The following is a 13140-nucleotide window of genomic DNA, read 5'->3' as shown; positions in this document are numbered from 1 at the left end:
CAAAACGGCCCGCACTCTTCTCTTCGGCGTGGACTCCGTGGTATCGGCACGTCACGATATGCCTGCTGGCGCAGGCATTCCTCGCAGTCGTCCGTGTCGGCCGGGGAAAGCAGCGACGCCCGGAGAAGGCGTGGCGGCCTGCTGACGTCGGTTGTCCTGCCGCTGTCGACCGCGGCATCCGCGGGCTGCTCGCCGCGACCGTCCTGAGTCGCGTCGTCTGCGTCACGGCCGCGATCACCCGTGCGCTATGGCGCCAGGCGCATCAGGCGAGAGCCCTGATCAGCCACTATCGCCGACGAGGCGACCCACTGCCCCATGATCTCGGAATGTGGTACCGGCGCGCAGGCGGGTGATGTCCTGGACCGGTGGCAGTCCGTAGAAGGCCCGGTATTCGCGGCTGAACTGGGTCGCGCTGGTGTATCCCACGGTGTGGGCGACCTGGGCGGCGGTGGCGTCGCCGGCCAGCAGCTGGCGCCTGGCCGACAGCAGTCGCAGGTGTTTCTGATAGCGCAGCGGGCTCATACCGGTCGCAGCCTTGAAATGGCGGTGCAGGGTCGCCGGGCTCATACCGGCCTCGGCGGCGATCTGGTCGATGCTCACCGGTTCGGCAAAGCGGTCGCCGAGCCAGGTGATGACGGCGCGGATCCGAGTGCTCGGGGCTGCCGCGGCCTGACGCAGGGCCGGACCGAGCGGGCCGGTCAGCAGCCGGTAGATGATCTCGCTTTCGACGCGCGGCGCCAGGGCCGGGATGTCGTCGGGGGCATCCAGCAGGCGCACCAGGCGGGTCACGGCGTCGATCAATTCAGCGGGCATACCGGACGTGGCCCGCCAGGCGGGCTCGGCAGCCGGGGGCGGTGCGGCGGGGCCGAGTTCCAGCAGCAGTTCGGTGAGGATCTGCTTGTCCAGGGCCAGGACCGCCGAGCGGTAGGGCACCTGTTCGAAGACCGCGGTGACCGGCAGTTGCACGGTATTCAGCAGCATCCGGCCGCCGGGCACGCTCCAGCTCTGCGAGCCCGCGACGGTGCGCTTGGCGCCGGCGGCGATGAAGCTCACCATCGGCTCATACAGCAGACGGCTGGGCGGCAGCAACTCGTCGGTCGCGACCAGCGACAGCCGGGCCACTGCGGTGGTGGCCCACGGGCCGTCGCGGTGGTCGGTGATCGCCTGAGCGAGACGGTCCAGCATACGGTTCCCTCGACTGCTCAGTCCGCGCTCCACACGCCGACCATGGTGAGACGATCAGGCAATCATATGCCAATGCTGCCCAATGACCTGCGGATACGTTGCCCCTAGCGTCAGGAGCATGAACGCACAGCACGGTACAGAGCACGCCATGCCCGTTCGCTCGCTCGGCTCGCAGGGCCTGACCTCTTCAGCGCTGGGCCTGGGCACGATGGGCATGACCATGGGGTACGGCCCGGCCGACCCCAAAGGCGGGATCGCCGCCATCCGTCGCGCTTTCGAGCTCGGCGTCACCCACTTCGACACCGCCGAACTGTACGGGCTGGGCAGCGGCACGGGCGAGCAACTGCTCGGGCGGGCGGTCAAGGACTTCCGCGACGGGGTGGTCCTGGCCACCAAGTTCGGCTACGACCTGACCGACATGAGCCGCTTCGGCCGTGCCTTCGACAGTCGGCCTGGGCACATCCGCGCGGTCGTAGAGGCAGGCCTGCGGCACCTGGGCACCGACCACATCGATGTCCTCTACCAACACCGCGTCGACCCGAACGTGCCGATCGAGGACGTCGCCGGCGCCGTCGGCGAGCTCGTGGCCGAAGGCAAGGTGCGCTTCTTCGGCCTGTCCGAAGCCGGCCCGGACGCCATCCGCCGCGCCCACGCTGTCCACCCGGTCTCGGTCTTGCAGACCGAGTACTCGCTGTTCGAACGCTCCGTCGAGGCCGAGGTGCTGCCGATCGTCCGCGAGCTGGGCATCGGCTTCGTCGCCTGCTCCCCGCTCGGCCGCGGCTTCCTGACCGGGACAGCCACGCCCGCCGCCGACTGCCCGCCGAACGACCTGCGCGCCCACGACGCGCGCTGGCAGCCCGGCAACTACGAAACCAACCAGGCACTGGTCCGTGACCTGGGCGCGATCGCCGAGTGGAAGGGCTGCACAGTGGCGCAGGTGGCGCTCGGCTGGCTGCTGGCCCAAGGCCAGGACATCGTGCCGATCCCTGGCACCCGCAGCGCACAGCGCGTGGCCGAGAACGTCGCCGCCGCGCACCTCACCTTCACCCCCGAAGGGCTGGATCTGATCGGCTCGCTCCTGCCGAACGGCGCGGTCGGCGACCGCTACCCCGCGCCGATGATGCCCGCCTGGTAAACCGGGCCCGCCACAGCGACGCGACAGCGGAAAGGCTCACCCTTTCCGCTGGTCACAGCGCTTTCATCGATTGGCGCCTCACGCGGCGAACATCGCTCTGCACCCGCACGGCGACATTCGACCCGGATTCGACCCGGCCTGCCAATCTTGACTTGCCACACATGCTCTGACCTGGGCTTATGCCGGACGGGAACGATACTCGGATGTTACGCCGGGTACTGTCGCGCTCCAGGCGCAGGGCCGGCCGACGTCGCGCCCTGCCTGTGCGGGGCGAGGGCATCTCGGCTTGACCACTCGTTGTCTGTCGGAAGCGCCGACCCCTCGTCGGCAGCCCACTCCACCGTCACACGGGATTCACCGTCCAGCGTGCACCCTGGTATTGGGGCCTTACGCACGGTCACGCGATCGATGGCAAGGCGCAGGAGGCTGCGCCGCATGTCCAGCTCTGCCGCTTCCCACGTTTCCCGCAACAGTTGACCGTCGTCCACGATGCTCGTGTCGATGACAGCACGCGGGGCCGGCGTCCAAGTGCTTCTGGGCGGCCTCCACGACCTCGATCGCGTCACGATGCAGCGGAGCGAAGTAACGGGCAGCCGGACCGTCGTACAGCCCTGCCTGCCTGTCCGCCATGAGACGCCCGAGAGACGATTCCGCAGCATCGAGGGCTTCCCGTGCTCCCCTTGCCTCTTCGGTCTCCTCGGGGAGCGTCAGAGCCATCCAGCGCTCCGCGATCTTGACCGCCAGGGCGTCGGTCGGTTCCAGCGCCATGACGACGTTGAGCCAGCAGCCGACGACCTCCCGTTCGAGTGCTTCGGCGTACGCGGCCGCTGGGGCCGTGCAGATGCCGCACGCCCGCTCCTTCTCGCACTTGTACGAGAGCCCACGAAAGGTCATCGCGAGCTTGCACCCGTCACAGCGCAGCAGGTCCGTGAGGAGGTGAGACGCCTTGCCAGGGCCCGGAGTTCCGTCGCCAGCCAGCGGACGGACCTTGCCCGCCGCCACGCCCTGTGCATGCCGCTGGCCAGCCTCATCCACCAGCTCGTGCCCAGGCTGACGCGCTCACCTGCCTCGTTCCGGTAGGCGACGAGCCGCCGCCCCTCCTTGATCACCTGCCATCCCGCGTAGGAAGGGTGCGAGATGGTCCGGCTAATCGCTGCGTGCTGCCACGCGCCCCCGGACGGCCCCGGAATACCTCGCGCGTTCAGGTCACCGGAGATCGTCCGCGCAGATTCGCCGGCGCTCACCCGCCGGAAGATCTCCTGCACGAGAGCCGTAACCCACTGCCCGTCTCCCCGCTGCTGCTTGGTGTCCCTCGTACGCGCGGAAAGCTGATCGCTGTATTCCTTGGTGTCCATCGCCCGGTTCGAGATCCAGCGCTTGTCTCGCTCGTTCGCGGAGTCAAGGTTGTCGTACTCAAAGATCAGGCGGCCGGGCTCCGTGCCGTCTGCCGGGTCGATCACGTCGAGGACAGCACGGGCACCCTGGCGAGAGAACCGGTCCACCATGTGGCACCACAGCGCCGAGGTCTCACGGTTCCGTAGCGCTGCTGGCGCCCTGTCGAAGTCGGGACGCTTGGCATCCGCCTTGTAGCCGGACGCCAGGTCTACCCACACATGACGGACGGTGTAGCCGTTGCGGTCGGCCCAGCGACGCCCGGAGGCCTCCTGCGTGTCGGTGGACTGCTCTCGGCGGCGATCGTCCTCCCGCAAGTTCAGGCTTGACGGCCATCGGGGGTGGTGCTCCTTGGTGCTCGGATTGCGCCGCCCCCCTTGCCGTACGCGCCCCCTTCACTACGTGAAGGGGACCTGGGTGTCACACCGTCCGGAGACGGTCTGCCGGCCAAGCGTCCCGAGTTGCTGCCGTACGAGGGGCCAGTAGCGTAAGGAGCCGTCGTAGCGGCAGGCCCGTCGTACCGGGAGGCGCGCGTGTCCACCACCGTGATGAATCTGAAGGGCCGGATCCACGACTTCGGCCCCCGGCTGGAGAGCGCCCCCGACGACGTCGTGTACGTCGGCCGCCGCTGGACCAGGGGCCACTGGGACCTGCCGCAGCACCCGCTGTACAACCCGTTCCAGTACGACACCGCCAAGAAGAAGCGCGACGGGACGCGGGCCGAGGTCATGGCCAAGTACCGGGAGTACCTGCTCGCCGACCCCGATCTGCTGGCCCTGGTACCGGGGCTGCGCGGCAAGACGCTGGCCTGCTGGTGCGCGCCCGAGCTGTGCCACGCGGACATCCTGGCGGAGATCGCCGACGCCCCGGGCTCCTCCTCGTAGGCCCTTCGCGGCCCTTCATAGGTTCCTCCGAAGAGGCCCGCTGCGCTCACCTGCACGATTCGCCAGTAGAATCCGTCTACGTGACTTCTGCGCCAGCCAAGCCCCGCATCCCCAACGTCCTCGCCGGACGCTACGCCTCCGCCGAGCTCGCCACGCTCTGGTCGCCCGAGCAGAAGGTGAGGCTGGAGCGGCAGCTCTGGCTGGCCGTGCTGCGGGCCCAGAAGGACCTCGGCATCGAGGTGCCGGACGCCGCCCTCGCCGACTACGAGCGGGTCCTCGACACCGTCGACCTGGCCTCCATCGCCGAGCGCGAGAAGGTCACGCGGCACGACGTGAAGGCGCGGATCGAGGAGTTCAACGACCTCGCCGGGCACGAGCACGTCCACAAGGGCATGACGTCCCGCGACCTCACCGAGAACGTCGAGCAGCTGCAGATCCGGCTCTCGCTGGAGCTGATGCGCGACCGTACGGTGGCAGTGCTGGCCCGCCTGGGCAAGCTCGCTGGTGAGTACGGCGAGCTGGTCATGGCCGGCCGCTCGCACAATGTGGCCGCGCAGGCCACCACCCTCGGCAAGCGGTTCGCGACCGCCGCCGACGAGCTGCTCGTGGCGTACGGCCGGGTCGAGGAGCTGCTCGGCCGGTACCCGCTGCGCGGCATCAAGGGCCCGGTGGGCACGGCGCAGGACATGCTGGACCTGCTGGGCGGGGACGCGTCGAAGCTGGCCGAGCTGGAGCAGCGGATCGCCGGGCACCTGGGCTTCTCGCAGGCGTTCACCTCCGTCGGCCAGGTCTACCCGCGCTCGCTGGACTACGAGGTCGTGACCGCGCTGGTGCAGCTGGCGGCGGCTCCGTCGTCGCTGGCCAAGACGGTCCGGCTGATGGCCGGGCACGAGCTGGTCACCGAGGGCTTCAAGCCCGGCCAAGTCGGTTCCTCCGCCATGCCGCACAAGATGAACACGCGGTCGTGCGAGCGCGTCAACGGCCTGATGGTCATTCTGCGCGGCTACGCGTCGATGACCGGCGAGCTGGCCGGCGACCAGTGGAACGAGGGCGACGTGTCCTGCTCGGTGGTGCGCCGGGTGGCGCTCCCCGACGCGTTCTTCGCGCTCGACGGTCTGCTGGAGACCTTCCTGACCGTCCTCGACGAGTTCGGTGCCTTCCCGGCCGTCGTCGCGCGGGAGCTGGACCGCTATCTGCCGTTCCTCGCCACGACCAAGGTGCTGATGGGCGCCGTGCGCGCGGGCGTCGGCCGTGAGGTCGCGCACGAGGCGATCAAGGAGAACGCGGTGGCATCGGCGCTGGCGATGCGCGAGCAGGGTGCCGAGCGCAACGAACTGCTCGACAAGCTCGCCGCCGACGAGCGCATCCCGCTGGACCGTGCTCAGCTCGACGCTCTCATGGCCGACAAGCTGTCCTTCACGGGCGCCGCGGCCGACCAGGTCGGCGTCGTCGTCGGCCGGATCGAGGAGATCGTGAAGCAGCGCCCGGAGGCCGCCGGTTACACGCCGGGAGCGATCCTCTGACGCGCTTCACCCAGGCCGAACTGGAGGCCGCCCGCGACCGGCTGGTGCCGGATGTCGTCGCGGACGGCCTCCGGGTCCTTTTCTGCGGCATCAACCCGGGCCTGATGACGGCGGCCACCGGCCACCACTTCGCCCGCCCGGGCAACCGCTTCTGGCCCGTCCTCCATCTGTCCGGCTTCACGCCCCGCCTGCTGAAGCCGTCCGAGCAGCACGAGTTGCCGTCGTACGGGCTCGGCATCACGAACGTGGTCGCCCGGGCGACGGCACGCGCAGATGAGCTGACGGCGGCGGAGTACGCCGAGGGCGGGTGGCTGCTCACCGCCAAGGTCGAGCGGTTGCGGCCGCGCTGGCTGGCGGTGGTGGGGGTGACCGCGTACCGGGCCGCCTTTGGCGATCGCAAGGCCGCCGTCGGACCGCAGGAGCGGACCATCGGGGAGTCACTGGTGTGGGTGCTGCCCAATCCCAGCGGGCTGAACGCGCATTGGACGGCGGCGACGATGGCGGAGGAGTTCGGGCGGTTGCGGGTGGCGGCGAGCTGACCGGCGGGGTCCGTGGTCGAGGGTCAGCCCGTCACGGCGGGGCGATCTCCGTTATCAGCGCGACCAGTTGGAACGGCAGCTCCTTGTCCCACTGCGAGACACCGAGGGCGACCCAGCGGCCGTCGACCTGCCAGAGGTGCACGTTCGGGACGTGGCTGCCGAGCACCCCCCAGGGCTCGGGTATGTCCTCGCCCTCCATGGACCGGTCGAGGACGCTCCACAGGCTGAACACGTCCGGCGCTCCCCAGCGCTCGGCCAGCAGCTGCGACAGGGCGTCCCGGTCCGCTTCGTACTGATCCTCGGTCTCCTCCCACCCGGTGCTGTCGTCCTCCCAGAAGTCGCCGCTCGTCTGTAACTCGGCGAGGTGATAGCCGGGTCCTGCCGTGCCGACGTCCGACCGGCCGGGCTCCGCCGGATAGTCCTCGGAGCACAGCCGGTCGATGACCGCGAGGTGCTGCGCGATGCTCATGTTGTCCAGTAAAGCGGGCACCACTGACAATTGGCGGAGCGTCACGCGTCCCGGCGCCGTACGCTGCGGACCCCTCGTGGAGGATCACCTGGCCCGCCTTGTCGGGGAGGTCGCAGGTCGGGTGCAGCAGGCACTCGCCGCGGGTCGCCCTGACGAGTACGATCCGGGCCAATGTGCGCGCGAGCTGGGAGGACGGACGTTGGGGCGGCTGACCGGCGGGGATCCTTCTCTGCTCCGAAGAATCAACTCGGCGGTGGTGCTGCACGCGCTGCGGGCCACGGACCGGGCGACGCTCACCGAGATCACGCGGGTCACCGGGCTGTCCCGGCCCACGGTCGAGGGTGTCGTCGAGGGCCTGGTCGAGGCCGGGCTCGTGGTCGAGCAGGCCGCCGAGGAGGGTGCGGCACGGCGGCAGGGGCGGCCGGCGCGGCGGTACCGGTTCCGGGCGGAGGCAGGTCATCTGCTGGGGGTGGACCTGGGCTCGCACCGGGTGACCGCACTGCTCTCGGACCTCGACGGGCGCATGCTGGGCTCGCTGTCCAAGGATGTCTCCGAGACGGCCGCGGCGGACGAGCGGCTGGAGCGGCTCCGCTCGACGGTCGCGGAGCTGCTCCGCAGGTCGGGAGTCTCCCGTGGTTCGCTGCGCGCGGTCGGCGTGGGCAGCCCCGGCATCGTGGAGGCCGACGGCACCGTACGCCTGTGCACGGCTCTGCCGGAGTGGACGGGGCTGAATCTGGGTGAGCGGCTGAGCCGTTCCTTCAAGTGCCCGGTGCTGGTCGAGAACGACGCCAACGCGGCGGCGGTCGCCGAGCACTGGCAGGGCGCGGCGACCGAGTCCGACGACGTGGTGTTCGTGCTGGCGGGGCTGAGCCCGGGCGCCGGGTCGCTGATCGGCGGGCGGCTGCACCGGGGCTACGGCGGTGCGGCCGGGGAGATCGGGGCGCTGCATCTGCTGGGCCGGGAGGCCACCCCGGAGGCGCTGTTGTCGACCACGGGCGAACCGCTGCATCCGCTCGACGAGCAAGCGGTCGCCGAGGTCTTCAAGCACGCGCGCGAGGGCGACGAGCGGGCGCGCGCGGCCGTCGACCGCTTCATACGGCGGCTCGTCCACGACGTGGCCGCTCTCGTGCTGGCCCTCGACCCCGAACTGGTGGTCGTCGGCGGCTGGGCGACCGGCATCGACGACGTCCTCGATCCGCTGCGGCACGAACTGGCCCGCTACTGTCTGCGCCCGCCCCAGGTGGCCCTCTCCCAGCTGGGCGAGACGGCCGTCGCCATGGGCGCGCTGCGGCTGGCCCTGGACCATGTCGAGGAACAGCTGTTCGCGGTGGAGAGCACGGTGACGGCACGGCGCTGAGCCGACGTCGGACCACCGGCTTCGCCCGGGACCCAGCAAAACGCCGCGCCCCGGAGGACCGAGGCGCGGCGGGTGCGGGCTTGTGGCGGGGGCCGGCGGCGTCAGGAGGCGCGGCGCTCCGGGCCGTGGTGGATCTCGACGCCGCCCGAGTCGCCGAAGGTGAGGCGGCAGGTGTCGGCGCGGTAGGTGGCCAGGGAGACGGCGGCGGTGCGTCCTTCGGCGAAGAAGCGGGTGGTGACGACGAGGACGGGCGCGCCGGGCAGCCGGTCGAGTTCCTTGGCGTCGTCCGCGCGGGCGGAGCCCAGCTCCACCGAGCGGTCCTGGCCCTCCAGCTCCAGGCGCTGCAGCTCGCGCAGCACCGCACGCGCGCGTGCGGCACCGGAGGGCGCGTCTATGGCGGGGAGGGCGGGCACCGAATCCGCCGGGATGTAGAGCAGCTCGGCGGCGACGGGCTGGCCGTGGGACATGCGGGAGCGGCGTACGACGTGCACCTGCTCGCCGTGCAGGGTCTCGAGGATGTCGGCCACGGCGGCGGGAGGTGCCGCCTCCGTGCAGTCGACGGCCTGCCAGGCGTCACCGATGGTGCCCGGCCAGGCGTGCTGTTCGCCGCCGACGGCGACGCCCACGCGCGGCGGGGCCACGGTGGTGCCGACGCCGCGCCGGCGCTGCAGCCTGCCCTCCAGTTCGAGCTGTTCCAGTGCCTGGCGGAGGGTGGCCCGGGCGACGCCGAAGCGGGCCGCGAGGTCACGTTCGTTGGGCAGGATCTCGCCCACCGAGAACTCGGAGTCCAATGCCTCACTGAGCACGGTCTTCAGGTGCCAGTACTTAGGTTCCGGCACCGATTCGAGCTGCTGGGTCCCCACCCTGTCCTCCGCTGCTTCGCCGTGGCCCGGCGGCGTTTTTAGCGCCCTTGTTTATTAAAGGTTGTTGCACTTTCTTGCGACCATAGGGCGGCCCCCACCCTTGGTCAAGACCAATCCGCCAACCCCCGGCGCGCCCCGACGGTCTACTCGTCGACCGGCAGGGAGAGCAGCTTCTCGGGGTTGCGCACGAGGTAGATGGACTGGATACGGCTGTCGACGACATCGAGCTGGAACACGCTGTCGACCTTGCCGCCGGACAGGACGACCAGGGCGGGGCCACCGTTGATCTCCATGAAGCGGAACGTGGCGTCCGCGATGCCCTGGCGGGACGCGCCGTACACGAACCGTCCCACCTTGTCGGCGGATTCGATGACACGCACCGGGGCCTTGGCCAGGCCGCCGCTGTCGGCCACCAGGCGGACGTCGGGGGCCAGCAGCGACATGAGGTCGTCGAGGTCGCCGCCGGCCGCCGCCGCGAGGAACCGCTCGGTCAGCTCGCGGCGTTCGACCGGGTCGACGTCGTAGCGCGGCCGCCGCTCGTCCACGTGCTTGCGGGCCCGCCCGGCGAGCTGACGGACGGCGGGCTCGGCGCGGTCGAGCATGGCGGCGATCTCGGCGTACGGGTATCCGAAGGCCTCCCGCAGCACGAACACCGCGCGTTCCAGGGGCGAGAGGGACTCCAGGACGACGAGCACGGCGAGCGAGACGGTGTCGGCGAGCACGGCCCGCTCGGCGGTGTCCGGGACGATGTCCCCGTACTCGGTGACGTACGGCTCGGGCAGCCACGGACCGGGGTAGGCCTCCTTGCGCGACTGCACCTGGCGCAGCCGGTCGATGGCGAGCCGGGTGGTGACGCGGACCAGATAGCCGCGGGGTTCGCGCACGTCGGTCCGGTCGGCGGCGGACCAGCGCAGCCAGGCCTCCTGGACCACGTCCTCGGCGTCGGCGACCCGCCCGAGCATGCGGTAGGCGACTCCCATGAGGACGGGGCGGTGCTCTTCGAAGACGTCGGTCACGGTTTCTGTGGTCACCGTTCCATCCCATCCCGAGGCGTACGGCGGTGTCCAGTGGGCTTGTTACCGTCGGGGACTACCCGCCGGTAGCAGTTGCTGACAAGCTGTCTACGAATGCCGTACGTCAGCGCGCCCCACCCTCACAGACGAGGAGTCGCACCATGTCCGCCACGGTCAGCTTCAACGTTCCCTCCCCGCTCGGCCCGCGGTCCGTGACGGTCTCCTACGCGCGCGAGGGCGCCGGCGAACCGCTGCTCCTGCTCCATGGCATCGGCCACCACCGGCAGGCCTGGGACCCGGTCACCCACATCCTGGCGGCCGAGCGCGAGGTCATCACCGTGGACCTGCCCGGTTTCGGCGCGTCCCCCGGGCTGCCCGCCGGCCTGGCGTACGACCTGCCGACGACGTCCGCTGTGTTCGCCGCCTTCTGCGAGGCGCTGGAACTCGAACGCCCCCATGTGGCGGGCAACTCCCTCGGCGGTCTGCTCGCCCTGGAGCTGGGCCGCGAGAAACTCGTACGGTCCGTCACCGCGCTCTCCCCGGCCGGGTTCTGGAACGAGACGGAGCGGCGCTACGCCTTCGGCATCCTGCTCTCGATGCGGCACATCTCGCGACGGCTGCCACTCCCCCTGGTCGAGCAGTTGTCCCGCTCGGCGGTCGGCCGTACGGCCCTGACGAGCACCATCTACGCCCGCCCGGGCCGCCGTGCGCCCGAGGCGGTGGTCGCCGAGACGCTCGCGCTGGCGCGGGCCACCGGGTTCGACGAGACCCTCCGGGCCGGGGCCACCGTCCAGTTCACCGACGACATCCCGGGGCTTCCGGTCACCGTGGCCTGGGGCACGCGGGACCGGCTGCTCCTGCGCCGTCAGGGCGTGCGCGCCAAGCACGTCATCCCCGGGGCCCGCCTGGTCCATCTGCCCGGCTGCGGCCACTGCCCGATGAACGACGACCCCGCTCTCGTCGCCCGGGTGATCCTCGACGGCAGTCGCTGACACACTGCGGACGCTTTCCCCTCAGGGGCGACGCGCCCGCGTTCGCACATCGGTTCCCTCCTCGGCGCGGTCAGTTGTTCACTTGTGGTTTCCGTGTGCGCTGCGGCGCACCAGTAGTTGTGATACTGCACATTGGCCGGATCCGTCGCTGGAGGCGCATTCATGTCACACCGTCCCTCGGGTTCCCTGCCCGGCCGCCGCAGCGTGCTGCGCGGCTCGCTCGCCGCCTCGGCGGCGCTGTCCCTGCCCGCCTCCACCGTGCTCGGTTCGGCACCGGCCTTCGCCCTGTCGGGTCGGCCGAAAGCCGGCTGGGGTGTGCAGACCGGAGACGTGAGCGCGCACTCAGGCCTGGTGTGGGTGCGTGCGGACCGTCCGGCACGGATGATCGTCGAGGCGTCCGCCACGGAGTCGTTCCGGGGCGCGCGCAGATTCCACGGCCCGCTGCTCGGCGCCGACACGGACTTCACCGGTACGACGCGGCTGCGGGGCCTGCCGGCGGGCGAGCAGATCCACTACCGGGTGCTGCTCGCCGACCCGGACGACCCGCGCCGCACCGGCGAACCGGTCACCGGCACGTTCCGTACGACTCCGGTGAAGCGGCGCGACGGGGTGCGGTTCGTGTGGTCCGGCGATCTGGCCGGACAGGGCTGGGGCATCAACCCCGACTTCGGCGGCTACCGCATCTTCGACGCGATGGGCAAGCTGGACCCGGACTTCTTCCTGTTCAGCGGCGACACGATCTACGCCGACGGGCCGATCGCGGCGACCGCGAAGCTCCCCGACGGCAGCACCTGGCGAAACGTCACCACCGAGGAGAAGGCGAAGGTCGCGGAGACGCTCGCCGAGTTCCGGGGCAACTTCCGCTACAACCTGCTGGACGAGAACCTCAAACGGTTCAACGCCCAGGTCCCGTCGATCGTGCAGTGGGACGACCACGAGGTCACCAACAACTGGTACCCGGGTGAGACCCTCACCGACGCCCGGTACACCGAGAAGAGCGTCGACATACTGGCGGCGCGGGCACAGCGGGCGTTCGGCGAGTACTTCCCCATCTCCACGCTGCGGCCGGGCGCCCGGGAAGGCCGTGTACACCGGGTCTTGCGCCACGGCCCGCTGCTCGACGTGTTCGTGCTGGACATGCGGACCTACCGCAACGCCAACTCGCCGGGCACCCAGACCACCGACCCCCAGGGCATCCTCGGCGCCGAGCAGTTGGAGTGGCTCAAGCGGGAGCTGTCCCGGTCGCGGGCGGTATGGAAGGTCATCGCTGCCGACATGCCGCTCGGTCTGCTCGTACCGGACACCGGGGACGGCAAGCCGAACATCGAGGCCGTGGCGCAGGGCGACCCGGGCGCGCCGCTCGGACGGGAGCTCCAGATCGCCGAACTGCTGCGGTTCGTCAAGCACCAGAAGATCACCGGCACGGTGTGGCTGACGGCCGACGTGCACTACACCTCGGCCCAGCACTACCAGCCGTCACGGGCCGCCTTCACCGACTTCGAGCCCTTCTGGGAGTTCGTCTCCGGCCCGCTCAACGCCGGCGCGTTCCCGGCGAACGCCCTCGACAACACCTTCGGCCCCGAGCGGGTCTTCGTGAAGGCGCCGACCACCGCGAACGTGCCGCCCGCGGGCGGCTACCAGTTCTTCGGCGAGGTCGACATCGACGGCGACAGCGGGGAGTTGACGGTACGACTGCGCGAGCAGGACGGCACCGTGCTGTACACGAAGGTGCTCCAGCCGGGGCTCGTCGGGCAGTGACGGGCGGGCGCAGACGGCACTCCGGCGTGG

The 13140-nt window shown here is 70.6% G+C and carries 12 protein-coding genes; 7 read left to right on the top strand and 5 right to left on the bottom strand.

The window, feature by feature from the left end:
• Window positions 1-279: 279 nt before the first annotated feature.
• Window positions 280-1185, bottom strand: a complete 906-nt coding sequence (locus F3T56_RS07895; protein ID WP_149823977.1) for an AraC family transcriptional regulator — start codon at window positions 1183-1185, stop codon at window positions 280-282.
• A gap of 118 nt (window positions 1186-1303) precedes the next feature.
• On the opposite strand from F3T56_RS07895, the gene F3T56_RS07890 reads away from it, so the two are divergent.
• The gene (locus F3T56_RS07890) at window positions 1304-2320 is read left to right on the top strand and encodes an aldo/keto reductase (protein WP_246203485.1); all 1017 of its coding nucleotides are present in this window, start codon (window positions 1304-1306) and stop codon (window positions 2318-2320) included.
• An 890-nt stretch (window positions 2321-3210) separates the two neighbouring features.
• On the opposite strand, the gene F3T56_RS07885 is transcribed toward F3T56_RS07890, so the two are convergent.
• The gene (locus F3T56_RS07885) at window positions 3211-4029 is read right to left on the bottom strand and encodes a recombinase family protein (RefSeq protein ID WP_149823976.1); all 819 of its coding nucleotides are present in this window, start codon (window positions 4027-4029) and stop codon (window positions 3211-3213) included.
• Between the two features lie 216 nt (window positions 4030-4245).
• On the opposite strand from F3T56_RS07885, the gene F3T56_RS07880 reads away from it, so the two are divergent.
• From F3T56_RS07880 to mug, 3 genes are all read left to right on the top strand, one after another.
• Window positions 4246-4596, top strand: a complete 351-nt coding sequence (locus F3T56_RS07880; RefSeq protein WP_149823975.1) for a DUF4326 domain-containing protein — start codon at window positions 4246-4248, stop codon at window positions 4594-4596.
• An 80-nt stretch (window positions 4597-4676) separates the two neighbouring features.
• Window positions 4677-6119, top strand: a complete 1443-nt coding sequence (purB, locus tag F3T56_RS07875) for an adenylosuccinate lyase (protein WP_149823974.1) — start codon at window positions 4677-4679, stop codon at window positions 6117-6119.
• Window positions 6116-6658, top strand: a complete 543-nt coding sequence (mug, locus tag F3T56_RS07870) for a G/U mismatch-specific DNA glycosylase (protein ID WP_149823973.1) — start codon at window positions 6116-6118, stop codon at window positions 6656-6658. Before purB ends, mug begins: the two co-directional genes overlap by 4 nt.
• A 31-nt stretch (window positions 6659-6689) precedes the next feature.
• Here the strand turns inward: mug and F3T56_RS07865 are convergent, their stop codons facing one another.
• Window positions 6690-7127, bottom strand: a complete 438-nt coding sequence (locus tag F3T56_RS07865) for a hypothetical protein (RefSeq protein ID WP_149823972.1) — start codon at window positions 7125-7127, stop codon at window positions 6690-6692.
• Window positions 7128-7326: 199 nt separating this feature from the next.
• Here F3T56_RS07865 and F3T56_RS07860 point away from each other — a divergent pair, with 199 nt between their 5' ends.
• Complete coding sequence (locus tag F3T56_RS07860; protein ID WP_149823971.1) at window positions 7327-8484, top strand: ROK family transcriptional regulator; 1158 nt, start codon at window positions 7327-7329, stop codon at window positions 8482-8484.
• 101 nt (window positions 8485-8585) lie between these two features.
• Here the strand turns inward: F3T56_RS07860 and F3T56_RS07855 are convergent, their stop codons facing one another.
• Window positions 8586-9347 (bottom strand): GntR family transcriptional regulator, encoded by a 762-nt coding sequence (locus tag F3T56_RS07855; RefSeq protein ID WP_149823970.1) that lies wholly within the window; start codon window positions 9345-9347, stop codon window positions 8586-8588.
• A 143-nt stretch (window positions 9348-9490) separates the two neighbouring features.
• Window positions 9491-10378, bottom strand: a complete 888-nt coding sequence (locus F3T56_RS07850; RefSeq protein ID WP_149823969.1) for an RNA polymerase sigma-70 factor — start codon at window positions 10376-10378, stop codon at window positions 9491-9493.
• Between the two features lie 143 nt (window positions 10379-10521).
• Between F3T56_RS07850 and F3T56_RS07845 the strand changes: the two genes are divergently transcribed.
• On the top strand, window positions 10522-11352 hold the full coding sequence (locus F3T56_RS07845) for an alpha/beta fold hydrolase (RefSeq protein ID WP_149823968.1): 831 nt from the start codon (window positions 10522-10524) through the stop codon (window positions 11350-11352).
• 162 nt (window positions 11353-11514) lie between these two features.
• Complete coding sequence (locus tag F3T56_RS07840; RefSeq protein WP_149823967.1) at window positions 11515-13110, top strand: alkaline phosphatase D family protein; 1596 nt, start codon at window positions 11515-11517, stop codon at window positions 13108-13110.
• Window positions 13111-13140 lie beyond the last annotated feature (30 nt).

The sequence above is a fragment of the Streptomyces tailanensis genome, from assembly GCF_008386495.1.
In the GTDB taxonomy this organism is placed as follows: domain Bacteria; phylum Actinomycetota; class Actinomycetes; order Streptomycetales; family Streptomycetaceae; genus Streptomyces; species Streptomyces tailanensis.
The sequence above is the reverse complement of the archived record's forward strand: the minus strand, read 5'-3'. Positions and strand labels throughout refer to the sequence as shown.

Coding starts and splice junctions, on each gene's coding strand:
- F3T56_RS07840 (WP_149823967.1), top strand. CDS start 11,515: ATGTCACACCGTCCCTCGGGTTCCCTGCCCGGCCGCCGCAGCGTGCTG.
- F3T56_RS07890 (WP_246203485.1), top strand. CDS start 1,304: ATGAACGCACAGCACGGTACAGAGCACGCCATGCCCGTTCGCTCGCTC.
- F3T56_RS07845 (WP_149823968.1), top strand. CDS start 10,522: ATGTCCGCCACGGTCAGCTTCAACGTTCCCTCCCCGCTCGGCCCGCGG.
- F3T56_RS07895 (WP_149823977.1), bottom strand. CDS start 1,185: ATGCTGGACCGTCTCGCTCAGGCGATCACCGACCACCGCGACGGCCCG.
- F3T56_RS07865 (WP_149823972.1), bottom strand. CDS start 7,127: ATGAGCATCGCGCAGCACCTCGCGGTCATCGACCGGCTGTGCTCCGAG.